This is a genomic window from Halioglobus sp. D3-4 (assembly GCF_055809315.1).
The window spans coordinates 2,269,193-2,293,654 of record NZ_CM147907.1 but is presented as its reverse complement, the minus strand read 5'-3'; the positions used below and the strand labels follow the sequence as shown (position 1 = coordinate 2,293,654).

The following is a 24,462-nucleotide window of genomic DNA, read 5'->3' as shown; positions in this document are numbered from 1 at the left end:
CGGTCCGTTCACGCAGGCTGCAGCTCCTTGCGAGCCGCTTCAATGATTCTCAGCACGGCCGGGTGTTTGAGCTTTCTCTCCCCTGAGATAGCATAGTAGGTCTCCAGAACGCCACTCGCAGGCCCAATACACCTGGCATGGTACTTTTTCTCCACCTCCGGGCTGATCGCCACAGGCGATGGAAATATGCCGTTGCCGGCCTCACCGAAAGCCTTCATCAATGCACTGTCCTCAAATTCAGCGACCAGCCGCAAAGAGATATTGTTCTTGTCGAACCAGTCGTCGAGAGCGCGCCTGATGGGGTTGTCCATCGTTGGCAGTAGCACAGGAGCGTTATCGAGGGATTGCGGGAAATTCCGCTCGTAGGACCGGGTAGAGCCCTTGCGTGCGAACAGGGCAATCTCACTTGCGCCTAACGCGTGACTGAAGGCCTTCACCGACAGGCCGGCGGGGATGGGACGATCCGACAGGATAAGGTCCAACTTGTGAACTGCCAACTCTCCCAGCAGTCTTTCCAGTCTGCCCTCGATACACACCAGCCGGATGGGTACCTCTGCGTTGAATACCGGTTGCAGTATCCGTGAGGCAACCAGCTTGGGTATGGAACTCACCACGCCCACTGCGAGTACTGCCGGCGCGATGACTTGCCCGGTTTTTACGCGGGAGGCCAGCTCCGCGCCCAACGCAAAGATCTCATCGGCGTACTGGTAGACCATGTGCCCGGTTTCTGTCATGGCCAGCCCTCGCCCCACACGCTGAAACAGGGGTTCCCCCACCGCTTCCTCAAGTAACTTCAACTGCCCGCTGATAGTCTGCGGCGTCAAATGCAGACTTTGCGTGGCCTTGGCGATACTGCCTTCGCGCGCAACCGTCCAGAAGTACAGCAGGTGGTTATAGTTGAGGTGTCTCATCGGACGGTATGCTGTCGTCAGGAGTCAACCGGCTGTTGAATCTCACTGATGCTGGGTCCGATCCGCTGTGCCGCTTGCTGCATTAGTTCGCGGTCGAAGCCGAAGACATCGATGGCGCGTTCTCCGAGTATGCTGCGGATTTCTCCCTCGTCCACATCATGGAATGTCTCGCGCAGCTTGTGCATGGTATTGGGCCAGGTGCCCTCCATATGGGGATAGTCTGAGCCCCACATCAGTTTGTCGACACCGATGGCGTGGCGGCTGCCGATCTCATGCGGCGCTAGAAAGGACGCGCCAATATAACAGTTCCGCTGAAAGTACTCTTCTGGTGTCAGCGACAGGTCCTTCATGAAATGCGCAAAGATCGGATTGTCGATCTTGAATTTCAGCACCCGCAGGGTTTCGAGAATCCAGCCACAACCTGTTTCGGTGAACACCATTTTCAGATTGGGGTGGCGCTCGAACGCACCGGACCACAGTAGTGCGGTGAAGGGTCGGTGCGCCCACATATCCACCTCACTGATAAACATCATGGTGGCGCAGGGCACATCACCATAATCCGGTGACCATCCGGAATGGGTGTGGATGGGCATATTCAGTTCTTCGCAGACACTCCACAGCGGCGCATAGCGCTTGTAGTCGTGATAGAAGGGGTTGGGGCCGGTACTTGTAGGCAGTAGTATACCGCCAAACAACCCGCGTTTGTGGGCATCGCGAACCTCATTAACAGCAACCTGAATATCGTCCACATTGATTATCGCGACACCGGCATGGCGGCCGGGGTTCTTCGCACACAGGTCCGCGAGCCAGAGGTTGTAGGCGCGGTTGCCAGCGAGGCTTTGTTCTGGTGTGACCTCGTGGCGGTACTGCATCAGACCGGCGCCGAAAGGCGCCATCTGGGGAAAGATGATTTCGCCTGCTATGCCGTCGGCTTCCAGTTCTTGCAGGCGAACATCAGGTTCATATTCACCGCGCCGGGGAGCGATCATGCTGTCGGGGTCGCACAGGTAATCCCAGAGTTCGGCGTCGGTCGCTCTGGCCGCTTTGCCCGCGGCCGTGGGATCCATGCGCCCGGCCCCCTGGTCACCGGATCGGCTATTGAAATCTTCGGCAGCCTCCTGATCAAAAAAAGTGCCCATGCGCTTCATCATTTCTCGCGCATATTGCAACCACCAGGTATCGGCGGCCGCGTGAAGTTCCTTTGGCAAATAAGGCTTATACCCTTCCGGCAGTGCGCCGGCATGACAATCGGAGCTGATTATCACTACGTTGGACATTGTTTTTATCTCCGTGAAATCCATGCAATGCAACGCAGTGTATTTAGCGCCGATGTACATAGCAAGTTGACTGACGGCCGCCATCAATTGCATGCTGGCAGTCGGTATTGGCCTGGTGTCTATCGCGGGAGTAGCTAATGGAATCTGTAATACATGCCGACCTGGGTTTTACCAGAGCAGAGGAGGTTGTCGAGGATGGCGACAAACGTGGGTTGAAGCGAGCTATTACGCGGCCTCTTGATGAGGCGTTTAACCGTCAGTTTGAATATCGGCGCTGCCAGGTACGCGACTGGTCTGCACCCGGGCAGGTTGCGCTCAGTTTTTGCAAGATGGGGTTTCAGCCCATCAACCTCGCTCGCAGTGACACACTACAAACCTTGCTGGCGCAAATTCGACAGGCCGGTGAAATCTCCACCGAGCAGGCCAGACACCTGCGTCGCCTGCTCAAGGGCTCTGTGTACCCCCTGTCGAAGGGACTATGCCTGAAGATGCTGCATGTTGCGCCGGAGGGCCTGATCATGCGCAAGGGCGGTCCCAACGGGCTGAAGGTTGACCCGGATATCGAGATGGGCGAGATGAATGGCCACGACGCAGCCCTGGCCATTCACGGAGATCAGGATGTGCGCGGTACTCCGCTAAAGCAGATGATGCGAGGTTTCGCACCGTGGATGTTCCGCCACCGGACCCCCGGCGGCAGTAACCGCTTGTCGCCGCTGGTATTGGTGAACCTATGGATACCGCTGCAACAGGTGACGCGCCCACTGACGCTAATGGATAGGAGAACCCTGAAACCACGGGATCACCAGCTGCGCTATGCACTGCCGACTGATGCCTTTCTGGACCGAACCGAAGATATGACCCAGAACGATATCTGGGCATTTCTTCACGACGACGCCCAACAGTGGTATTTCCATTCCCATATGGCGCACGATCAGGCCTATGTCTTTGATACTCTGGGAGAACCGCACGGTTCCTTCATTCTTCCCGGGGAGGAGGTCGCCGAACACTACTATCGGCAATTGCAGTTATTGCGTGAAAAACTGGCGGTGGGGGAACCTGCTGCGCGTCCCTTCAATGCCGCGCTCGACTTGTCCGCTGTGGCCACTGCACCGTTGCGGCAGGCGATTGAGTCTATGGCGGGGCTGGTCGCATCCGCGCCGGTGGATAAAATCGGTCAACCTGTGGTGGATGTCTGGCTGGCACGCGCCGCCGAGGCGATGGATAGTGTGGTGAGAAAGTCACTTGAAATGCGCGTCGTCGCGGTATTGCTGCCCAATATTTGGCCGTTTAATCGATCCACCAATTGCTGACGCGGCTATTCACCCTTCGCCCTGGCTGGCCGCTGGATACGCGTTGCTATGGGCCGAAGATTTTTGGCTAGCCGTAATTTCTTAGGGCAAGTTGTGGCGGATATTCGATGGCGGAAAACGCAGTTTTTTTGCGGGTATAGATACGAAAAATCCAGCCCGCAGAGCGGGCTGGATTTGGGAGAGAGGGCTTTTGACTACGCTTTGGCGCGTCGAGTCCAGCCGAGGCCTGCCAGTCCAAGGCCGATCAGCGCCAGAGTGGCGGGAACCGGAGTTTCGGAAGGGCGTTCCAGTGCAACAATCGAGGAAGACCAGCTGCCTGATTGGTTGCCTGTACACGCGCCGCCAGAACCTTGACACGAACCATTGGCCGTGAAGTTACCCAGGAAGGCTGTGGGATCGAAACCGGCGCCAGTCACCGTACCGCTAATAGTGAACGTTTTGGAGTCGGTGCAGAGTCCGCCGTTACAAGCGATTGGGCTGCTGACAATGTTTGAGACGCCGTCCAGCGTGAAGCTGAAACCGCCAACGCTATAGATCACACCACCCGGGGCAAGCGTGTCGATATCCGTGGTAGCTGTTACGCCCGCAGTACCGCCGAAGTCTCCAGTGGCGCCACTAGCGATAGTGGGGGCACCGATGTCAAAAGTCGTCAGATCGCTGACGATATTGCCAAGGGTATCCAGGCCATCAGAGAAAGAGATACTGCCGCTGATGAATGCCGCACTGGCGGGCGCCGACAAGCTGGCTGCCAATAGTGCCGCTGCTGATAATCCTGCAAATTTCGTTTTCAAGGTCGTTCTCCTCATAATATGTGTAATCTCATACACGAAACGGAAAACCTCCGTTTGCTAAGTAAAAGCAATCACCGTGCCAACAATAAAATACACAATAATATCAATAGCTTAATAATTTCTGTTTTAAGCTAAAACCCGCAAGTGTAAAAATACTTGACGCCTGGATGTGACTCGTTTCGGTGTGTCCTGGACAGCGAACTCAGGAAGAAGAGTAGTCCAGGCCCGCGAACTCCGCTAGTTGTGCCTATGGGTTGATGGCCCTGGGTTCCCGCCACATTAGCCATACCGGAGGCGCGGATGCCGCAAACTGTATCTTTCGTTGCACCTTGAACCCGTGGCCTTCATAGAATGCGAGGTTCTCCTCTTTGGAGTTTTCCAGATAGGCGGGCATGCCCTCGGTATCGCACTGCTTCAGAATATGGGCGATCAACGCTGAGCCAATGCCCTTGCCTTTATTGCCCGGTGTAACGCCGATCGCGAACAGGTAGTAGTGGGGGATTTCGGGGTGGTACTTTTCGGTTTTTGCGCCACTGCGCAGCATGCGGTAGACGCCGGTTAGACCACCGAGTTTCAATATTTTACGCACACTGGAGAGTTTAACCGGCCACTTCAATGCCTGGTCTGGCCCCAGCCAGACGGCTGCACCGCGTCCCTGTGGGTCCAGGTAACTGAGTTGGTGGGGAAAGAATACAGGAAGCGTTATCTCGAAGAACGGCAGCACGGTCGCTGGGTGGTTGCAAGTCCAGTTGATAACCGGGTCATCTGCGAAGGCCTCCGCGATGATGCGCGTGGCCTCCTCGGAATTGGTGGTGTCTACAGGGGTGAAAGTCATAATAGTAAGAAGGGCTTCCTGACACTAGCGCATACCGACAACAATTTAGCATAAATGCAGCAACGGTGTGGTGTTTGTATTGCCGCCAAATTGCTCGCAGGGACTAGCTCCGGGAGGAGGCTTACGGTGAATTCGCGTCAATGAACGCCAGTATCTGCGCGGTGGTTTCATCCGGATAAAACAGAAAGGCGGAAACGTGTGTACCCCAACGATGCTTCCAGGCGAGGTCGGGGTGCTGCGGATCGATGGCGGGCGCCACCCACAGGGTGACATGCGGATTGCGTTCGGCCAACTCGCGACTTAAGTGTGCGCGGGTCACCGGATCGTCGGGGTCCTGGATCGCCAGTATAGGTATATCCAGCTCTGCGGCCCGCTCCAGTGCCTGGTCCTCCGCGGTGGGCAGGCCATAAAACTGTGTGGCCGACCAGGCCGATGCGGCGAAGAGTACCGGTGGCAGTCCAGTTGCGACATATGCGCCCTGTTTGAACGTGTCTGCAGTGTCCAGCAGGCTGTCGAGCAGGATGAGCCCATCGAGTTGCGCGCCGTGGGACGCTGCCTGTATCAGCGTTGCGCCACCCATCGATATTCCCATTGCAAATAACGGTAGCTTCGGGCTTTTCTTACTGGCCCACTCGATAACGGCTTGGGCATCGTATCTCTCTGTGCGGCCGAATTGCAGCCCATGGACATCATCGCCCGACTCGCCGTGGTTGCGCAGGTCGACGACTGCCACAGAGATACTCCGGTCCACCATCGCGCGGTAGAACGCCAGCGAACCGAAATAATTGCTGGTCCGATTGGAGCCGCCACCATGAATGAATACCAGCGTTGCCGCGGCATTGTCTGCCGGCATCCACCACCCCGCCAGTTGCAGGTCACTATCCTGCGGGGTGACGATAAAGTCCTCAAATGCGAGACCCACTTCTGCAGGTGTGGTTGTCACCGGGCTGCGCTGGGTGTTGTATATGGCTTCCACCGGAATCGCTACCAACACGACGTAGGCCAGTGCGATACACAACAGGGTAGCGATCGACCACAAAATTTTGTTCACAGTGAAGGCCCGCAGAAGCTTGCAAAAACGCATGGTAACCATATGGCGCAGAGGCAAACAAGCGCCCGTCAAATGCGAGCAGCTCGGTATTGGTGTTCCAGCGATTGTTTGATCGCTGCAGAATGTTGTGGTTTCGGGGGAGAGTCTGCCCTATATGGACACGGATGAACTAGCCAGACAGGAGGGCGTATGAGCGGGCGCGGTGAAAAGCGTAGTGCCGGCGTGAGCAACCGCAGGGCGGGCAGCGAATGCCGCGCGCTCCGCAAAGCGAACGAGGCGGACGGCCACCGAGGTGCTCCGCCCACCATTGAAATCAGCGACGAGGACTATCGCACACTGCATTTACCCTGCGATACGCTGGAGGAAAGCGGCAGGCTTGACTCCGGGCGATAGCGCCTGCTGAGCCACCTATGCAACTGTTATTCCCCGGGCGTGATTGCGTTGACGTGATCCAGGGCTTCGCTGTACTCACTCAGCAGCCGGAACATGATATCGCGACAGGATTCGACAGTGTTGATTTGGCCGACCACCTGACCGACAGGGTTAAACGCCACTTTCTGGCAATCACCGCTGCCCGCGTAGCGGTGTGTGCGTCGCACGGCATCGAAAGTGAGATAGCCTTGCAGGGGCATGGGAAGCGTATCGGGCGTATCGTCCCTCTCCCAGGCCTCGGTCCACTCATTCTTCAGCATGCGTGCCGTTTTGCCGGTAAAGGACCGGGAGCGCACGGTGTCTTCGGAGGTGGCTGCCATGTAGGATTCGCGCTGTGCGGGTTCGGCATTGGCCTCTTCGGAGTTCAGCCACATCGAGCCCAGCCAGACACCGGCGACGCCCATACTCATCGCGGCCAGTATCTGGCGGCCATTGCCGATGCCGCCGGCGGCGAGCACCGGCAGCGGTGCAACCGCGTCGACCATCTGGGGCCACAGAATCATCGAGGTGACCTCCCCGGCGTGGCCGCCGCCCTCGGAACCTTGGCAGACCACAAAATCCAGCCCCGCATTTTTGTGGTTGATACCGTGCTTAAGTCGTCCAGCCAGAGCGCCGATCAGGCGGCCTGAATCATGCACTTGTTTGATGATATCGTCGGGCGGTGTACCCAGCGCATTGACGATCATGCGGCATTTGGGGCGCGTGAGTGCCTCATCCACCAGCAGTTGCGCCTGCACGGCAGAGAAGCTGAGGCTGACTTCATCATCCTTGTCCGGCCACTCCGGTACGCCAGCATCAGACAGTAGTTTATCGACAAAATCGCGGTGCTGCTGGGGAATCGCATCCTGCAGCATCGCGACCAGTTCTTCCGGGGTGGTTTTATCCATCCCTTCATATTTCTGAGGAATGGCGGTATCCACGCCATAGATGTGATCGCCGATATGGGCATCGATCCAATCGAGTTCCTCTTTCAGTTTGGCCGGGGAAAACCCCACAGCGCCGAGGACGCCGATCCCCCCGGCCTTGCTCACCGCCACGACGACGTCGCGGCAGTGGGTGAAAGCGAAAATGGGTGCTTCGATACCCAGTTGTTTACAGAATTCAGTTTGCATATATCCCTCGCTTGTCCGCGTTACCCGAAAAGGTCTTATCGACTGTGCGCACGGTAGCCCAAGCATGGTGATATAAGAATGATGTAAGAGGCCGGGAAAACTAGCCGAATTTAATGGTACCCAGTAGTGCCACGCTGCGGTTCCCTTCATACAGTAGGGCTCAAATGTCAAACTTACTGCGGCGTATACGGTGCACCGTGATTGAGATCTTGCGACGAATTGTGAAAAATGGGGTAAGTCGCTAGCGTTATTTTTGCCGAAAACTGGTATAAATGCCGAACTGGAAATCATGGGCTCATTACGGCATTTGGACGGGAGAATAGTAGGCATGAAGAGAACGCTCAGGGGCTGTGCCATTTTGGCAAGTGTATTCAGTGCCGGGACCGCCTCGGCTGGTGGCCTGTGGTTGAATGAATTCGGCGATTTCGCTGGTGGACGGGCGGCGGCTGGAGCCGCGGCGGGCACGGATGAGGCGATGACCATTGCCTACAATCCAGCCAGTATTCTGCGTCAGGAAGGCAGCCAACTGTTCGTTTCCGCCGGCGCGATTTTCGGCGACATGAATTTCGACATCAGCTATAGCAGCCCGCGCATGGGTTATGAGGATGGTGGCAACGCCGGTGTCGTCACGCCGTTGGCAACCATGGCCTATATTAATGATCTGGGGTCCGAAAAGTGGAGCGCCGGCGTTTTCTTCGGCGGTTTGGCAGGCGCAGGGATGAACTACCACGATGATTGGGTGGGACGCTACCAGGCCACCGAAGTGAAACTCTCCTTGCTGTCTCTTGCTCCGGCATTGGCGTACCAGGTTACCGAGCGTCTGTCGTTGGGTGTGTCGGCGCAGGCCATTTACGCTGACCTGAAACTGGATATGGCGGTGCCGCGTATTGACCCCGCTTTGCAGGATGGTAAGGGCGAACTCAACGGTGATGATTTCAAACCCGCATTTTCGCTGGGTGCCTTGTATGAGTTGTCTGACGCCACCCGGTTTGGGCTTAATTATCAGAGCGAGATCAATATCAAATTCGATGGTGACCTCAAAGTTAATATACCTGCCGACAGCAGCCTGGGTGCTGCAATAGGAACACGCGGCGTTTCAACTGATACTGAACTGGACTTTGCTCAGACGATACGCTTTTCTGTGCATCAGGACATGGATGAACGTTGGAGTGTGGATTTCACCGTAGGCTGGGATAACTGGAGTGCGCTGGATAATGTACTTGTCTCCACCCAGGATCGCGAGGCGGGTATCCCCACAGAGTGGAAAGATACCTATCACATTGCATGGGGTGCTCAATACAGGTTGACAGATAAGTGGGATTTCACCGGCGGTGTGGCCTATGACTCCAGTCCTGTCGATTCGGAGGACCGTAACGCACAGTTGCCGGTGGACAGGCAGATACGCTATGCGGGCGGCGCGCGCTATAAGCTGAAAGATAACCTCACCGTGGGTGGCTACCTGATGTACATGGATTTGGGTCGAGCGCGTATCACCGCCTCACGTTTTGGTGGTGATTTTGATTACAACAGCGGCGTGCAAGTGGCGATTAACGCGAACTGGAGTTTTTAGCCAACCGGGTATCCTGCCACCACATCTGCCACGCTGCATCTTTGCCCTGAGAATCAGCCGTTTCATGTGTACCACAGTGGTAGGTGTGGCGAATTCGAATGTGTCGCCGCATATAGTTACATAGTTTAGCCTCATTCAGAGCGTCGATTCCCACCTCCCGAGTGCCTATCTCCATTGAGCGTGCGTGTGGCCTGTTCCCCGGGATTGACGATTTATGTCAAGCCTTTGCATGACGCTCACTGGATACTGCGCGCCTCAGCGATTATATTGCAGCCCTGAATCGGGAATTGAATCCTCACACTACGGAGTACCACTATGGGCAGGGCCTATCAGAATCGCAAGGAGTCGATGGCTAAGACGTCTGATATGAAGGCGCGCGTATACAGTCGCTATGCGCGCGAAATCTATGTATCGGCCAAGGCCGGCGGGGTGGACCCCACGGCTAACCTCTCACTGCGCGGCGTCATCGAACGGGCCAAGCGTGCCCAGGTGCCGGCGCATGTTATTGAGAAAGCGCTGGACAAGGCCAAGGGTGTCGGGGGCGAGGATTTCTCCACCGCACGCTATGAGGGTTTTGGCCCGGGTGGCAGTGCGGTGATTGTCGATTGCCTGACAGATAACCCGAACCGTACTTTTGGCGATGTACGCCAGTGTTTCAATAAAGCCAAGTGCAAACTGGGCTCGCCGGGGAATGTCAGTCACCTGTTTGATCACAGTGCGATTCTGGCGTTTGCCGGCGACGATGAAGAGGCGGCACTGGAAGCTCTGGTGATGGCAGATGTCGATGTCTCCGATATCGAATGCGACGACGGCAAGATCACTGTCTTTGCTCCCAACACGGAGTACTACAAGGCCAAGCAGGCCCTGCTGGATGCGTTCGAGGGTATAGAGTTCGAGGTGGATGATATTCAGTTCGTACCCCAGGCAACGGTGGCACTCAGTGAAGACGATCAGGGTGTGCTGGAACACCTGGTGGACCTGCTCGATTATCTGGAAGACGTGCAAAACGTATACCACAACGCCGGGTGACGCCCGGCATAGAGGGTGTTATATTTCTATACATTGATGTTGAGCCGTTGAAAGCTGGTGGCGCAACATCACCTTTTGTCGCACCGTAATCACCTTGGAGATATTTATGATGACTAAGAAATTGATAGGTTCACTGTCGCTTGCCCTGGTGACTTCCGTCCTTGTGGCCTGCGGTGGTGACGATAAGCCGGACGTTATGGAGTCGGCTCAGAAATCGCTCAAGGATGCCACTGAAACCGTTACTGAAAAGACCAAGTCAGCGGCCGATTCAGTCAGTGATGCGGCCAGCAGCGCATACAGTGAAACCAAAGATGCCGCCTCTGACGCCTATGACGCCACGGCAGATGCCGCTAAAGATGCCTACGACTCAACCGCCGATGCCGCCAGCGATGCGTATGATGCGACAGCCGATGCGGCTGAAGACGCCTATGATGCGACCAAAGACGCGGCCAGTGACGCAGCGGATTCTGCCGGTGATATGGCTGATAAAGCCACTGATAGCGTTAAAGATGCTGCCAGCAGTGCCGGTAAAATGGCCGGTGATGCAGCCGATAGCGTGAAAGATGCCGCCAGCGACGCCGCCGACAGCGCAGGTGATATGGCTGACGATGCTGCCGACAGTGTTGAAGATGCCGCCGACGCGACTACTGATGCTGCCAAGAAAGCGGCCGATAAAGCCAAAGAGGCCGTCGATAAGTAAAGCTCCATCCTGGCAGCGGGCCGTTGAGAGGCGGCCTGCAGCCCACTCCCCTCAACGCTACTCGAACGTCTGCCGTAAAAGCTCGAACGAGCGTTTGCGATCTTCCAGATAATAGATATTGGTCACCGCCATAATTTCGTCCGCTTGATGCAGGGCTGCCAGTTCTTCTATGCGCTGCCTGACCTGTGTCGGTGTGCCCGAAGCACGACTGCTCTCGCGACTGGCGATAAAGGCTTTCTCGTGGGCGCCGAGCGGGTAGTTCAGGGCCTCCTGTGGCGTCAGCGAGCGGCCATTGGATTTGCCGGTAAAAAAGCGAAACAGGTTGAGATCATAGGTCAACTGCAGTGCGTTGGCCTGTTCTGCGGTGTCCGCACAGAACACGCTCAGGGTGAGAATCGCATAGGGTTGCGCTTGTTTCTCGCTGGGCTGGAATCGCGATTTGTACAAACCGATCAACCTGGGGTCAGCCTGCGGATTGATGAACAGGCCGAGGTTGTAAGGCAACCCCCTCTGCGCGGCCAGCACGGCACTTTCGGGGCTGGAACCCAGCATCCACAGGGGAATATTTCTGGGCGGTCGGGGGCTGACAACGGGGCTGGTGTTATCCGACCACAGGTATTCGCTGAGTTTTTCAGTCAGCGCGGGAAAGGCGTCAAATTTGGGGCGGCCGTCGGTGGCCAGCGCAACAGCGGTGGACATGTCGGCGCCGGGTGCCCGGCCGATACCGAGGTCCACCCGGTCGGGATAGAGGTTGGCCAACAGCGAAAATACTTCGGCAACTTTGTAGGGGCTGTAGTGCGGCAGCATGATGCCACCGGAACCGATGCGAATATGGTTTGTTGCCGCGCCTATTGCGGCAAGCAACACCTCCGGAGCACTGCCGGCTACCGAGGGAAAAGCGTGATGCTCGGACACCCAAAATCGCGTATAGCCGAGTTCTTCGCACCAACGCGCCATTTGCAGTGTTTCCTGCAGAGCGGTCCCCGCTTCGTCTGCCGAACGCGCCAGGGATTGATCCAGAACAGACAATGCCAGCGCCATGAGTGCTAATTGCTCTCCTGATAAACCAGTTTGCCCAGATCCACATTTGTCCAGGCAGTGCCATTGACAGCCCGTTGGTAGCCGTACTCAAACAGCGCTGACATATAAGCGGGATCAAACAGTGTCTCGCCGGGGTTTGCCGGAGCGCTCATCGGGATCCATGTCAATTCAAGGTCGACGCCGTCGCGCTGGGTGATGGCAGCTATCCGGAACGCGTCACCGATACCCTGTGTGCGGATCAGGGAGTCCACCGAGCGCGCTCCGATATTCGTCAACCGCGCCTTGACCGGTTCGTAACTGGCTTCGACACGGGAATTGCGGATCACATAGGCCGTCGGTGTGCCCTGGATATCCAGACCCCTTCTCAACTGCTTGAAGTCTGTGCTGGTCGGGTAGAGGAACATCTGCGCAGAGGTGCCACCATCTACATGCATTTCATCGTAGGTTTTCCCATCGGGGGTCTGTACCCTGATATAAGCCGGTGGAAATACACCGGGGATAGAGGCTGATGCCAGCAATACCTGGCGGATGAGCTTGGCTGCACCCGGCTGCCCACTGTTGGCGATACGCCCGATATTCCAGATAACCGGGCGCCCGGCGTCCAGATCAGTGGTGCCGATGCCCAGGATTCTGCCCTTGCGGTACTCCGCGGCGATCCTGGCGATCATTTCATCCGTCACATACTCTTCCAGCATGTCCATCAAGGGAGAGTTATCCGCCACGGAATCACCTCGTATGATGGAGAAAACGCCGCGACGGAAAAAGATACGGGAGCTCTCCAGTGTGGTGTAGAGCAACTTGAGCTCATCGTCATAATCCGGGCCCAGAAACGCAAACGGCGCTGTCAGGGCCCCGGTACTTACGCCGGTGACCATTGTGAACTCTGGTCTGGTACCCGCTTTGGTCCACCCCACCAGCACGCCTGCACCATAGGCGCCATCGGCACCGCCACCGGATATTGCCAGGTAGTTGTGCTCGGTGTGCATAATGCCACCGAAGTCCCGCTGCAGTGTTTCGATGTCGCGCGGCATCAGGCCGGCTTGCGGCTCTCCCGCACGGTGATCGCCCCAGATGCGCAAGTCCTGTCGGCCCAATACGCTGACCTGAGTGTACTGATCCTCCGGAACCGGATTGCGCAATATCGCGGAGCACGCGCTCAGCAACAGGCAGCAGGCGAAAAGCAGTGGCGCGCGAAGGGTGTTTGGAAAGTTTTGCATGGGGCGCGATCATCGCATGCTCTGGTACGAGTGCCAAGTTCCTTGGCGTCGCGCAGCCGTACAGGTGCTAAGATAGCGCGATGGACTTTCTCACGACATGGCAAGAACCGCTGCTGTGGGCCAGCGGGCTGTCGCTGCTCGCGGCAATCGCCACCATTGTGGCGATCCCCTGGGTGGTGACGCGTTTGCCGCAGGATTACTTCGCCTGCGAGGATCGGCACGCATGGCGTGATTCCTCGGACAAGCCCTTACTTGTTCTGGCCCTGGGTGTGATAAAAAATGTGTTCGGGTTACTGTTGATTCTGGCAGGCCTCATCATGCTGGTGACACCGGGGCAGGGTGTGTTGACGCTGTTGATCGGTTTGCTGTTGATGAATTTCCCCGGCAAATATCGCGTTGAGCGCTGGCTCGTGTTGCAGCCCGGAGTGTTGCGCGGGCTAAACTGGTTGCGCGAGAAGCGCGGACACCCGCCTTTTAATACGCCGAATTAATACAGTATTGATCTGGCACACTTGTTCGCCATCGGCTTTGCGCTATCCTGACAGGAATGGCATCGATCACTGAATTAAGGAGAGGTTTCTATGCGCTCGAATGTGTTTGTGGGATTTGTAGCCGCTGTAGCGGTGCTGTTTGCGTTACCCGGTGTCGTGCACGCGCAGGCTGAGAGCGGGCAAACCGGTTGGCTGGAATTGGTGAAAGGCCCCAACGGTGACATCATCGGCGCCGAGCTGGTGGAAATCCAGCCGGGGGATACCGACGATACGCAGAAGATCACCGTGGCCATCCCGAAAGCCGGATTGGGAAACCGCGACGATATCGAGGAAGTACTGGTAATCGGCAAGAAGCCGCCCGCGCAAGAGAAGCCCAAGCCCATCGAATTCAGCTATGAATGGGTGGCAGATTATGACAGCGACAACTATGGTCTGGTGATTCGACTCGGCAAGGATACCAATTGGCCGATACGCCTCTACATGAACTCCGAGCCCGGGTTTATCGATTAAGCCTCGGCCGCGGAGGCTAGGCCCGCAGTGCTAACGCCAGGAGCACCCGACACTGGCGACGGTGACTTTGGGTGGTAGGCGAAACTCGACCGCCAGCGACGTGTCTGCGCGGTCAGCAGCCATTGAAGAGAACCCCCTGTCAGGCAGTGTGAACACCAGGGGTTCGGCATGTACCATCCCCGCCACATGGCTCAGGCGGGAATCTTTCCTGTTCTTTTCTTCCGGCTTGGGTTTGTAGGTCAGGTACTTGCTACCGAGTTTGACGCCACACTGGATAAAACCGAACTGATCGGCCGCATTGGTGTTGGCGGTGGCCATGGTGATGATTGCAAGCGCAAGTAGTAGTCTTATCATGACGCTTTCTCGGCGGCAGAGAACCTCAGGATTCCAATCTACGCCAAATCGACACGATATTCACATAAAGAATGTGTTAAATAATAACTTATTTTATTTGGTTATATCATGTGGGTTTATCTGGTTATAGCGCGGCTGAAGATCGTCGCGCCTTCCCGCAGACCCGTTTGCGCGGATTTCTTGGTCTTTCAAGGTCTCTAAGTCCTTGACTCGTAAGGAGTCCATCCCTATAGTACCGCCCCTCACGCGCCTGTAGCTCAGCTGGATAGAGTACCTGGCTACGAACCAGGCGGTCGCACGTTCGAATCGTGCCAGGCGCGCCAAATTTCTCCGCAGTTATCAAACGGTTAACGCATCACGCGTTAGCCGTTTTTTGTTTCAGCATAACCAGTGCCGGAGTTTTGCCGGACTTTTCCTCACAGACCTTGTTTGCCGCCTCTAAAAGCTCCTCAAGCTCGGGGGCGGAGTAGTGTGTCGTGATGTCGCCGTTGCGATGGCCCAGCAACACTTTCCGGGTTTCCAATGACACATTGGCGGCGCGCAATCTGCGACCGAATGTGTGCTTCAGGTCGTGTACCCTGACCTGGGATAGACACACTTTCCTGCGCGCCGTTTTCCACCCGCTGTTGTTGATGGTCTGAACTGGCTTACCTTTGTAAGTGAAGACATGCTCGGGGTGATTACCCCGTACCTGTTCGATCACCGACATGGCAACTCGATTCAACACCACCAGCCTATCCTCCCGGTTCTTGACCACTGCTCCCGGCACAATGAATACCGATGTGCGCAGCTGCGGAACCTCGACCTCCCAGTCCCACCGCAGTTGGCACACTTCCTGTTCCCGGCAGCCCGTATTGACTTTGAACAGCGCCATACGGGCGAGGTGATCGGGCAACGCCTTGAACAGCGTACGTTGCTCTTCCCACGATAGTGGGTAGGGCGGTCGGGCATCGGTTACCGGTAGCATCTGGATGAGTGGCGGTGTGTCCAGCCATGTCATTCCATTGTCATCGCGCCAGAGTCGTGCAGCCAGATTCAGAATTCGTCTGACCACGCTGAGCGCGAGGTTGATGCTCTTGGTTTTGATGCCTTTCTGCCGCCGGTCTTTGATAAAAGACTGGAGGCTTCCCAAATGCACCTTTTCCACTGGCAGGTCCCCGATATAGGGATCCATCTGTTTCAGATGCGTCGCGTAATCCGCGATGCTGGCCAGATGCAGATTCTCCTCAAGAAACTTTGCTGCCGCTTCCCGGAATACCCTGCGCGGTCTGACCCCGAATACGGTGGCCTGCCTGATTTCCTCAATGCGGCGGGCCAGGATTAATTCCGCCGTTTCGAGGTTGCTTGTTCCAGTGCTTTCGTGAATCTTGTGGCCGAGGATCTGCTTTTCGATATGCCAGATCCCGCCTCGATTCCGAAGCCCCGGGCTTCGCTTGCGTCCCATAATGTCTCTCCTTTCAAAGTAGAGTCGGGACGCCCGTTGCACCGTTTATATTGGTCTACCCAGGCGTCCATTTCAAGGCGGTCGAAGGCGACACCTTGCCGACCGATGCGGATCTCCGTCAGGGCTGGGCGCACCTCGCGGTTAAATCGGTTGCGATCCATACCCAGGTAACTGGGTGCGTCGCGAAGCCGGATCAGACGGGGCTGGATCTGCATCGCCTACCTCCCTATGTAGACGGCAGTAATCTGCTCTCTCACATGGCCCAATTCTGTGCTGATGGTAAGGCGGGCCTGGTGGTCGGTCTGGCGTTGAGTCCCGGTCAGCGCTCCTTTGGATGGCCCGCCAGCATGAGGGCAGGGCCAGCCGGTGAGTTCCAGATAGCGTTGCTGGGCGTACGCGTGGCGCAGGCCGTGCATTTTCGATAACCCGGCATTGGCGGTGTGGCGCTCGTAGATTCTGAGTTGCTCGATGTAGCTTCGATCCCGAGGGATCAGGGAACCAAGGCCAGAAAGTCGCAGGGCCTCTTCCAGTACGGTTCGCTGCTCAATGGTGCGGATAGGCACCGTGCGCTCGCGCCCGCCTTTGGTCCAGCTGGCCTTGAGCTGCAGGTACTCGCCTCGGTCTGCCCAGCGAGGCTGGAGTTTGAGTGCTTCCTCCCGTCTCAAACCAAACGCCTCTTGTAGCCGCAGGCTCATTCTGACGTGTTGGTCTTTGACCTGAGCGAGTTGTTCTTTCGATAGATCTTTGGCCTTGCTCCGCTCGGATACAAACTGTCGGTCCGGTATCCCATAGAAATCGTTGGAGCTGGCCACCACGGCCCGCTTGTTAACCTTCTCCGCCCACCAGCGTAAACAGCTCATCCGGTTCTTGATGGTGCCGGGAGAGAGTTTTTGTTTCAGCCACTGATCCACCAGTGCCTGAACATGCTTTTGTTTGAGCGATGAGGCTTTCAATTGTCGAAAGCCCAGCTCGTGCAACTGGTTGGCGATTGCGCTCAACTGGCGCTCACGGCCTACGCGGGTTTCGAAGCTGCCTTCATGGCTGTGTTTGCACAAGAGTTTCAGTTGGTAGTTCAGGTCTCGCATAGTGTTGTTTCCATCGGTGAGTGTTTCTGATCACCTGGCAACAATGCTGCGCAGGTCCGCAAGCGGTACGATCACGGGACACCAATCCCGGTTGACCTGAATGTGTCTGGCCATAGACAGCACGGTGTGTTTTCGCAAGAAAACTGGCCCGTGCAAACCAACGGTTATCCAGCCTCAGGCTGGTGGTGGATTTCTCCTTTTTAAGTTGAGCAGAGCGCACTGACCGCCAGTGCGTTTGCGTGGTTGAAGAGACTGTGGAACAGCCCGGTCGACTTTGACCGGATATCACAGCGGTTATAGAACAGATCCCACTAAAAAGCGGGAGAGATTTGAAGATGCGGTACCCAGATGAAGCGGCACTGCAATAGAGTGAAGATGGACCCGATCATCAATGACCGCTGCGTCAAAAATGGTCCTGACTGACTTGTTTGGCAGATTCCAAAACATCCAGATTCTGCCTACCCCGTTTGCTTACGCAAGGTAGGGTCTTCCTTACCACTTTAAGCGCAGTGGTAGCGACAAGTGGGCCTACTATACAAACCCATAATACCGGTGTCACAGAGAATTCAGCCCCAATCGGTGGTGTTTTTTTCGGACGCCTGGTGCTTTGATTGTCAGGACCCGGTCGGAAAATGGCACCTCGGCGGTACTGATAGCGTTTTTGAACCCAGATATCCATTTGAAGGGGTGGTTCCAGTGGAACCACCCTTGAAAACACATGGAGCAGACGTGATATTGAGATTAATACTGTAGATCGCGGGCACCCACGTCACTACCCGCTGCGCTTGGCAGTGACGTGGGCAGTTCCGCCTCCTGCTCTGGAGATTTTTCCGGGTAGTGTAGCAAAGTACACCTGCAGACCTGACGCTGCGCACTATTTGTCGTGGTGATTGTAGGCTTCTTGGGTGCCCCCGGAGATTTCTATACTGTCGTCTAGGTTATGACGACCAATGGATTTGCTGGTGAATTCGGAAGAATGTCGCGTAGTTCTCAATAGACCACGACAGAATCCGATGCCAAAAGCCACTGCCAACGAGCATCACGTAGCACACAGATGCCTCCGGAAAAGATCAATTTTGTCCTCGAATGAGCGCGCGGCCTGGTGGCAGTTGCCGTTCCCGTTGGGTTTGATCTTGATGTGGCTCAGTAGCGTCCAACGCGTTGGCTAATCAGATGAACAAGGTTTTCGAGCTCGTCGTTATCCGACTATGTTATGCGCAGAAACCGGGGGAGTTGACTGTCGCCCGAATTATTAATACTACGTTGCGAAAAAGTGTCGCGGAATACTAAGGCAGGGCGCAATCAATGACACAGATGGAAATGTGTCGCTCCTCTTCCTTTGTAAGCATCGCGCGTAGACGCTGTTTGAGCTCTGTAGCGTTGCGCGGCTTTTTTCCTTCCTGTGGCATGGGAATACCTTCGCCGCCAAACCAGAATACAAGGTAAATACCGTAACCATCGGTGCCGGGGTCGCGGACGTAACGTTCGATCAGCTGTTCATGAATAGAGCGCCATAGATCGGAGTGGTTGTCTTTTTTTATTTCAATGGGCAGATTGAAGCCCATCGCGCCGCCATAAGAGACTCGGATATCGGCACGTTTTTCTTCGGCATAATAACCCTCCTTGATTGCATCAACGCCGAACTGACCTAGCCGTTCCTTTAAATCGGAAAGCAAGGCATCGCGACAGTCGTTTTCTGGCTTAGATCTGGCTGGCCTTTTGTTCGACTCGTCGAGGCTCCAGTATTGCTTGTAGTCGTTGGTGCTGCCGTCGCGTATCTTGTAGGCGAGGCCACAGATACACTCGTAGGTCAGCGCGGCGAGATCGGCGGCGTTGGCCGGCGCTCTATTGGCAAGTGTCCTACAGACCTCTATGGCATTGAGCTGGCGAAAACTTGCCTTGCGCCATGCAATACGCTGGGTATGGGCCGCTTGTCGCAGGCGGTTGTGCCACGGCGTTAACTGCGGCAGGGTCAGGAGGCGTGCCAGTTGCTGTTTAGCAGCTTCACTTGCGTTGCTACCTAGTGTGTCGATCATACTGCGAACCTCTTCGGCAGTCTGCATTGGGTGGCTGACCCAGCCTCCCCGTACCAAGCGCTCTGGAGGGCTGTCCGGCGCTAGAAGTTCAATCAGCAGTCCTAATGAGGATTCAGGTAAGGCAGTATTGCTAAAACCAGTGTTCTGACTGCGTTCGTGGAAGAACGCGCCGAGGTGACCGCGTAACGCCTTGCTCGCACCAACGTGTTCAACGAGTGTCGTTTCGTATGACTCGTGTGCAACTAGTAAGCCACAGGCGAGCCAATAAGTACGCTGCGGTGCACTCAAGCTGCTCTTGTTCAGTTTTTCCGCGATGATTGTATCTAGGGTAGCGTGGTCTATATGGCGTAGCCCAGCCTTAAGCAATGGGTCAAGAGAATTAGACAGTTGGCGATTCTTGGCTCGTAACGGAAAGCTTTGCAGCAAGTCTGGTACCGCCAGCCGAGCAACCTCAACGTAATCGGTATTGTTGGCAAGTTCCCATATCCCGCGTACATGTTCATGCCCATTGCGCAACAATGGTAGTGAGTAGGCGACTAGCACCTCAGCCACTATCGCGGGCCATCTTTGTACCAGTGCTTCGAACCATTCCGTATCATTAGTGAGCCCGGTAAAGCCAAAGGCCAGGAGCCTGCGAAGAATATCCTCGTCAAGTTGCATCGCCGCTTCGCGATCACTACTGTAGAGTTCTGCCATGCCTGCCAGGCATGGCTGGCGAATGAAGTGCATACGCCCCTCAATTTCAAGATCGACGATTTCCGCAACGCTCGGCAAATCGTCGCGACCAAGGCACCGTCGAAAGCCAGTATAAGCGGCATCGACAAGCGTCTCGTCGCCACCAAGAAACAGCTCTAGACGGTCGCGCGGGGTTTCACCCTGAATATCGGAATAGTGGTTGAGATACACTTGAGCTAGCTCATAGAGTACCGATGGAGGGGCGCTGCCATCACGAATCGCGTCGAGCTGCTCGCGAAAGTGACTGCGCCAGGATTCCATGCGCTCTGCTTGCTTCTTGTCCCATTCTCGCGTTCTGGCCGCCTCTTCCTTTCGCCAGTCATTTAATGGTTTGGATGTAAAAGGTTCCAGGACACTCTCGAATTCGGGATGCTGTCTCATCCAGGGAGCAAGATAGTCCAGAGCATCCAGCGTCAACCAGTCTTGTCCACTTTGCCAAGCCAGAAGCAGCGTCGCTGCGCGGGAGAAGAAATACTGTTTGAGTTCGTCGTGCGGTTCGGCAGCTGCCCGTTCTAGATACCACGGGATAATATCTGACGGTGGAATGGCACCATATAAGCGAGAGGTGACTTTATACAGACAATAGTGAAGGTCAGTCTCACCGATGCAGCGCTGAACGCCTTCAAGCAGTATCCCCTTGTAACGCGCAGGTCGCGCTGTCAACCAATCGGAGACCCTCTTCTGCTGTTCGGCATCTATGCGCGAAGTTCCGTACTCGTCAAGGCCGGTGCCCAGCCAATGATATAACCGCGCTTCCTCAGTGTTGTCGCCGTAAGTATCGAGCACGCGGGCTAGTAGCCGGCCTGCCATGCGCTCTACGTGAAGGTGTTTGAGTGATTTACTTGGCGTTTGGCTGAATTTTACCAGTTCGTCTAGAAGTTCTGGCAGCAGCTCATCCGGTACCCCATCTGGTAGCTGGCGACTCCAGAACATATGGAACTTACCAATGAAGTTATCCCGTTTTTCGGGGCGCAGGAAGTCGAACACTTCTGCCGACCGAATGAATCTTGGGAAGAGATCTGTCAACAGTTTTCCGAGCAGCTGGTCATCATGATCTTCGACCAGTGCTGCTTCAATATTTCTGGCAAGGGAAACCAGACTGGCTGCGTTGCGTGGCAGTTCACGCAGCAAAACCTCCAAAGCCGAGTGACGGATGTGGGATGGGTAACTCGCATCCCGCACTACTTTGTTGAGTAGTTCCTCAAGACGTTGCAGCTCCTCCTCCAGGGCAATTTCTGTTATTGGAGGGCCGTAGCGAAGCGCGTCAAGCGCGCAATTGAGCAGCGCGACGTCCGCTTCGTTACGTGATGGTGTAGCTAGCATTTCCTGAAATACTGGCAACATATCTGGTGTGGCTAATGCGCCAAAGGGCACGGCCGTCCAGTTCTCGGAACGGAAGTGTGGGTACCGCATGGCCTCTTCTTTTAGAGTGGCCAGTACGTGGCGCTTGTCATCCGTCGGGAAGTTGCGCACATCGCCATAGAGCACGACACCGAGTGGATCAAGGTCAATGAGTTTAGAGCGAGCGCTTCTGCATTGCACTGCGAACCAAGCGGCTAGCCCTCGCAGATCGGGGGCGATTCCGCCGTCTTTTCCAACCATAAGCGCGATGACTCTCCCTAGTGGCAGGCGCGCTGATGCGACCTGTTCCGCCAGGTATCTAGCGCCCAGGAATTCAGCGATGCTGCGATGAACGGGGATTCTCTGTTGCTCGCGTTCGTCACGCTGAAACAATCCGCTTGTAAGTGCATCTAGCAAAGGTAGGTCGTGTGGCGAGGAGAGATTCCGCCAGAGGACGTGCTGGCTATTTTCTGCGTCGTCGTCCAGCGCGAAGCCGGTTAAGCCGGCAAGTAAGAGTATGGCGCTGAGGAATCCAGTCGCATCTATCAGTTCATTGTGTGACGGTGCGGAGTTGCGCCTAGCCGCGCGGTGTTCCAGATTTGATTCACACAACAATTGCTGACAGGCAAGTTCATAGGTCTCGGTGCGACTGCCGGGCCACGAGGAGTTGCCTACGGCGCTGGTCAGTAAACTAAGCGTCTGTGGGTTGCGCAGTAGGTCGGTCAGTCCATTGTTGTCAGCCTGCAGAATGAAGGCTTCTGGGTCTGCCACACCATATCTCCGCTCTAGCAGTAGTTGAATGTTTGCATCGCTCAACAGGTCAAGGTGCAGCACGGTGATCGAGCCTCCTGGCGCAGCTTCCTGCAGGGCGGCGCGGTCGCTATCACCGTACCAGTCAGCCTCACGGCACGAGAGCCGAAAGCGCGGTCGACCCAAGCGCTCGAGATTTCTCCGAATGTAATCAAGAGGTGTGCGGCCGTCGCCGCCGCCAGCCCTCATTTCGTCAAGCCCGTCAATAAACAGAATGCTATTGGGAGGTACTCGGTTCGGTTCTAAATTAGCGAAACTACGTGCCCTAACGTAGTGCCCGCCTGTGGCGTTTGCTTCCTGCTTGAAGGAACTGGTTTTTCCCGCGCCTGGATCACCGAGAAGCACGTAGGCCGGCACATCGCGCAAATTCGCCAGCAGACGGGTTTTATGTCCATTGCTTTGGTGGTCATCTGTTGTGCAGGTGCGTGGTACCAGCAGGGTGGGATCGGCACAGTAACTCATAACCAGTGCTCCGCGGGATAGGAAAGAAACTCGGCCAAAGCTATACCTCCGTCGCCAATTAGTACCTGCCGGCAATCACCGAAATTTTTCTGGAACGCGGCCATACCATGGAGCGTCCCATGTACGGTGCCGCTCTTCACCTCGATCGCGACCAGTTGCTCGCCGCGTTCGAGCACGAAATCCACTTCATTGGTTCCATCGCGCCAGTAGTGGATGCGGCACTCTGGCGAGGCGGTATTGTGCAGGTGCGCACCAACTGAGCTTTCCACCACGCGACCGCGGTAACTGCGGTCGGCTTGAGCTTCAGCTTTGCTGTATCCAGAGCCGGCCGACATCAGGGCCATATTCAACACGTTGAGTTTGGGCGAGGAAGCACGGCGGCGGTGGTCCTGCCCGGCGTATTTTTGCAGACCACAAATCAGGCCTGCATTGCCCAGCAGGTTGAGATAGTGGGCTAGGGTCACTGTGTTACCCGCGTCCTGTAATTGGCCTAGCATTTTTGTGTATGAAAGCTCCTGCCCCGAATAGCGGCACCCGAGTTGAAATAACTGGCGCAGCAGCGCAGGTTTGTCGACTCGCGTCATCATCAGGATGTCTTTTTCGATATTGGGTTCGATGAGACTGGTATTCACGTAGTCACGCCAGCGAGCTTCCTCGTGAATCAGCGGAGCGCTCCCTGGATAGCCGCCAAAATAGAGGTAGTCTTCGAGGTCGAAATCGAAGGCGTCAACCATTTCCCTAAGCGACCAGTGGGCTAGATGTATCGTCTCGAATCGCCCGGCGAGGCTTTCGCTTATACCCTGCTGCATCAGTAGTGGCGAAGAGCCAAGCAGGACGACTTGCAATAGTAGACCCTCAGCACGATCGGCATCCCACAGACCCTTTACAGTATCCGACCAGCGCGGAATTTTCTGAATTTCATCAAGCACTAGTACGTGCCCCTTGGTATTGTTCCTTGCTGCGGTACGGGCTCGTTGCCACACGTCTACGAGCCAAGCGCTATCCCGGGGCTCTGCATGTTTTCGCGGGGTAGGCACAGTAGTTTGGTCTTCCCGTATCAGCGTTGACACCTCTCGGTCTGGGCTATCCACGGCTGCGAAAGTGAAATTTTCGGGTGGATAGTCCGCGAGTACACCACGCACCATCGTTGTCTTGCCCACTTGGCGTGGTCCGGCGACTATGATTATGAAACGCGGCGTTTCGTGCAGCCGTTCGGATAGCGTTACTGCCTGAATTCGTCGATAGGGTAGAATCATATATTAATCTATTGAGTAAAATTACTCAGTATATTAATGTGATTCCATGCCCATGGCAACCGGCAAAATGGGAGCTTGTTAATTTGCATTAAATACTGAGCCAATTGACATCGTAAATTGCAAGCTAGTGTGACCCACACGAAGGTACAGGCAGAGAAAGGCATGCTTGGCAGGCCGGGGGTCATGGTGGGGGGCTTACTAGACCCCCGACATTGTGTTTAGGGGTACACACAATTACTCAAAAGATTTCTCGATCTATATTGCGCGTGTGCTGGCTGCCGGGCTTCTGCCGGACTGAGTCCTACATGGTTGAGCACGGTGGCGCAGTTTGCAACGAGCGTCCCACCAAAAAGTATTTCTAAAACAACTGGTTAGAATTTTAGTTGATAACTACGAACCAGGCGGTCGCACGTTCGAATCGTGCCAGGCGCGCCATATAAATCAAAGGCTTAGCATTGAATCGATGCTAGGCCTTTTTTGTTTTCAGGGCATTTTTCTTCCTGCACTCACAATCCACTTTGGTGCTGCCTCAAGTCAGAAAACGTCCACCAATGTCCCACACCCATCGGGTGATCCAGCTCTCCGGTAAATGATACGGGCTCTACGCAGTTAACGGGGGATGAGCCTTCATCCGCTCCCGATTGATTCTGGTTTTAGGTTCC

The 24,462-nt window shown here is 55.7% G+C and carries 20 protein-coding genes and 1 tRNA gene; 8 read left to right on the top strand and 13 right to left on the bottom strand.

Annotated features, from left to right (window positions below; genetic code table 11):
• Nucleotides 1-8: 8 nt before the first annotated feature.
• Together nhaR and AC0L6S_RS09865 are read right to left on the bottom strand one after the other, a co-directional pair.
• Nucleotides 9-911, bottom strand: coding sequence for a transcriptional activator NhaR (nhaR, locus tag AC0L6S_RS09870; protein WP_473428315.1), 903 nt, complete (start codon nt 909-911; stop codon nt 9-11).
• 17 nt (nt 912-928) lie between these two features.
• A complete protein-coding gene (locus AC0L6S_RS09865; protein ID WP_473428314.1) occupies nt 929-2,188 on the bottom strand; it encodes an amidohydrolase family protein in 1,260 nt (419 codons plus the stop codon).
• A 137-nt stretch (nt 2,189-2,325) separates the two neighbouring features.
• Here AC0L6S_RS09865 and AC0L6S_RS09860 point away from each other — a divergent pair, with 137 nt between their 5' ends.
• Entirely contained in the window at nt 2,326-3,498 is a 1,173-nt protein-coding gene (locus AC0L6S_RS09860) for a hypothetical protein (protein WP_473428313.1), read from the top strand.
• A 194-nt stretch (nt 3,499-3,692) separates the two neighbouring features.
• On the opposite strand, the gene AC0L6S_RS09855 is transcribed toward AC0L6S_RS09860, so the two are convergent.
• The 3 genes from AC0L6S_RS09855 to AC0L6S_RS09845 all read right to left on the bottom strand — a co-directional run bounded on the left by AC0L6S_RS09855 (nt 3,693) and on the right by AC0L6S_RS09845 (nt 6,175).
• Nucleotides 3,693-4,289 carry a PEP-CTERM sorting domain-containing protein gene (locus tag AC0L6S_RS09855; RefSeq protein WP_473428312.1) on the bottom strand — a complete coding sequence of 199 codons (597 nt, stop codon included), beginning with the start codon at nt 4,287-4,289 and terminating at the stop codon, nt 3,693-3,695.
• A 247-nt stretch (nt 4,290-4,536) separates the two neighbouring features.
• Nucleotides 4,537-5,124, bottom strand: coding sequence for a GNAT family N-acetyltransferase (locus AC0L6S_RS09850; protein WP_473428311.1), 588 nt, complete (start codon nt 5,122-5,124; stop codon nt 4,537-4,539).
• Nucleotides 5,125-5,245: 121 nt separating this feature from the next.
• On the bottom strand, nt 5,246-6,175 hold the full coding sequence (locus AC0L6S_RS09845; protein ID WP_473428310.1) for an alpha/beta hydrolase: 930 nt from the start codon (nt 6,173-6,175) through the stop codon (nt 5,246-5,248).
• Nucleotides 6,176-6,364: 189 nt separating this feature from the next.
• Here AC0L6S_RS09845 and AC0L6S_RS09840 point away from each other — a divergent pair, with 189 nt between their 5' ends.
• A complete protein-coding gene (locus tag AC0L6S_RS09840; RefSeq protein ID WP_473428309.1) occupies nt 6,365-6,568 on the top strand; it encodes a hypothetical protein in 204 nt (67 codons plus the stop codon).
• 26 nt (nt 6,569-6,594) lie between these two features.
• On the opposite strand, the gene AC0L6S_RS09835 is transcribed toward AC0L6S_RS09840, so the two are convergent.
• Nucleotides 6,595-7,719: an NAD(P)H-dependent flavin oxidoreductase gene (locus AC0L6S_RS09835; protein ID WP_473428308.1), complete on the bottom strand. Its 1,125-nt coding sequence runs from the start codon at nt 7,717-7,719 to the stop codon at nt 6,595-6,597.
• A gap of 328 nt (nt 7,720-8,047) precedes the next feature.
• Between AC0L6S_RS09835 and AC0L6S_RS09830 the strand changes: the two genes are divergently transcribed.
• The 3 genes from AC0L6S_RS09830 to AC0L6S_RS09820 all read left to right on the top strand — a co-directional run bounded on the left by AC0L6S_RS09830 (nt 8,048) and on the right by AC0L6S_RS09820 (nt 11,018).
• Nucleotides 8,048-9,289 carry an OmpP1/FadL family transporter gene (locus AC0L6S_RS09830; protein WP_473428307.1) on the top strand — a complete coding sequence of 414 codons (1,242 nt, stop codon included), beginning with the start codon at nt 8,048-8,050 and terminating at the stop codon, nt 9,287-9,289.
• 315 nt (nt 9,290-9,604) lie between these two features.
• Nucleotides 9,605-10,318, top strand: a complete 714-nt coding sequence (locus AC0L6S_RS09825) for a YebC/PmpR family DNA-binding transcriptional regulator (protein ID WP_473428306.1) — start codon at nt 9,605-9,607, stop codon at nt 10,316-10,318.
• Nucleotides 10,319-10,424: 106 nt separating this feature from the next.
• Nucleotides 10,425-11,018, top strand: coding sequence for a hypothetical protein (locus AC0L6S_RS09820; RefSeq protein ID WP_473428305.1), 594 nt, complete (start codon nt 10,425-10,427; stop codon nt 11,016-11,018).
• A gap of 57 nt (nt 11,019-11,075) precedes the next feature.
• On the opposite strand, the gene AC0L6S_RS09815 is transcribed toward AC0L6S_RS09820, so the two are convergent.
• The gene (locus AC0L6S_RS09815; protein WP_473428304.1) at nt 11,076-12,059 is read right to left on the bottom strand and encodes an LLM class flavin-dependent oxidoreductase; all 984 of its coding nucleotides are present in this window, start codon (nt 12,057-12,059) and stop codon (nt 11,076-11,078) included.
• A gap of 5 nt (nt 12,060-12,064) precedes the next feature.
• Nucleotides 12,065-13,276, bottom strand: coding sequence for a patatin-like phospholipase family protein (locus tag AC0L6S_RS09810; protein ID WP_473428303.1), 1,212 nt, complete (start codon nt 13,274-13,276; stop codon nt 12,065-12,067).
• Between the two features lie 80 nt (nt 13,277-13,356).
• Between AC0L6S_RS09810 and AC0L6S_RS09805 the strand changes: the two genes are divergently transcribed.
• Nucleotides 13,357-13,767, top strand: coding sequence for a hypothetical protein (locus AC0L6S_RS09805; RefSeq protein WP_473428302.1), 411 nt, complete (start codon nt 13,357-13,359; stop codon nt 13,765-13,767).
• Nucleotides 13,768-13,857: 90 nt separating this feature from the next.
• Nucleotides 13,858-14,277: a hypothetical protein gene (locus tag AC0L6S_RS09800; RefSeq protein ID WP_473428301.1), complete on the top strand. Its 420-nt coding sequence runs from the start codon at nt 13,858-13,860 to the stop codon at nt 14,275-14,277.
• Nucleotides 14,278-14,307: 30 nt separating this feature from the next.
• Here the strand turns inward: AC0L6S_RS09800 and AC0L6S_RS09795 are convergent, their stop codons facing one another.
• On the bottom strand, nt 14,308-14,631 hold the full coding sequence (locus AC0L6S_RS09795; RefSeq protein ID WP_473428300.1) for a hypothetical protein: 324 nt from the start codon (nt 14,629-14,631) through the stop codon (nt 14,308-14,310).
• A gap of 246 nt (nt 14,632-14,877) precedes the next feature.
• Here AC0L6S_RS09795 and AC0L6S_RS09790 point away from each other — a divergent pair.
• Nucleotides 14,878-14,954: transfer RNA gene (locus AC0L6S_RS09790), tRNA-Arg, on the top strand.
• Between the two features lie 32 nt (nt 14,955-14,986).
• On the opposite strand, the gene AC0L6S_RS09785 is transcribed toward AC0L6S_RS09790, so the two are convergent.
• The 4 genes from AC0L6S_RS09785 to AC0L6S_RS09770 form a co-directional block, all read right to left on the bottom strand.
• Nucleotides 14,987-16,075, bottom strand: a complete 1,089-nt coding sequence (locus AC0L6S_RS09785) for a tyrosine-type recombinase/integrase (protein WP_473428299.1) — start codon at nt 16,073-16,075, stop codon at nt 14,987-14,989.
• Between the two features lie 218 nt (nt 16,076-16,293).
• Entirely contained in the window at nt 16,294-17,160 is an 867-nt protein-coding gene (locus AC0L6S_RS09780; RefSeq protein WP_473428298.1) for a phage integrase N-terminal domain-containing protein, read from the bottom strand.
• A 1,286-nt stretch (nt 17,161-18,446) separates the two neighbouring features.
• On the bottom strand, nt 18,447-22,544 hold the full coding sequence (locus AC0L6S_RS09775; protein ID WP_473428297.1) for an NACHT domain-containing protein: 4,098 nt from the start codon (nt 22,542-22,544) through the stop codon (nt 18,447-18,449).
• A complete protein-coding gene (locus AC0L6S_RS09770) occupies nt 22,541-23,800 on the bottom strand; it encodes an ATP-binding protein (protein ID WP_473428296.1) in 1,260 nt (419 codons plus the stop codon). Before AC0L6S_RS09770 ends, AC0L6S_RS09775 begins: the two co-directional genes overlap by 4 nt.
• Nucleotides 23,801-24,462 lie beyond the last annotated feature (662 nt).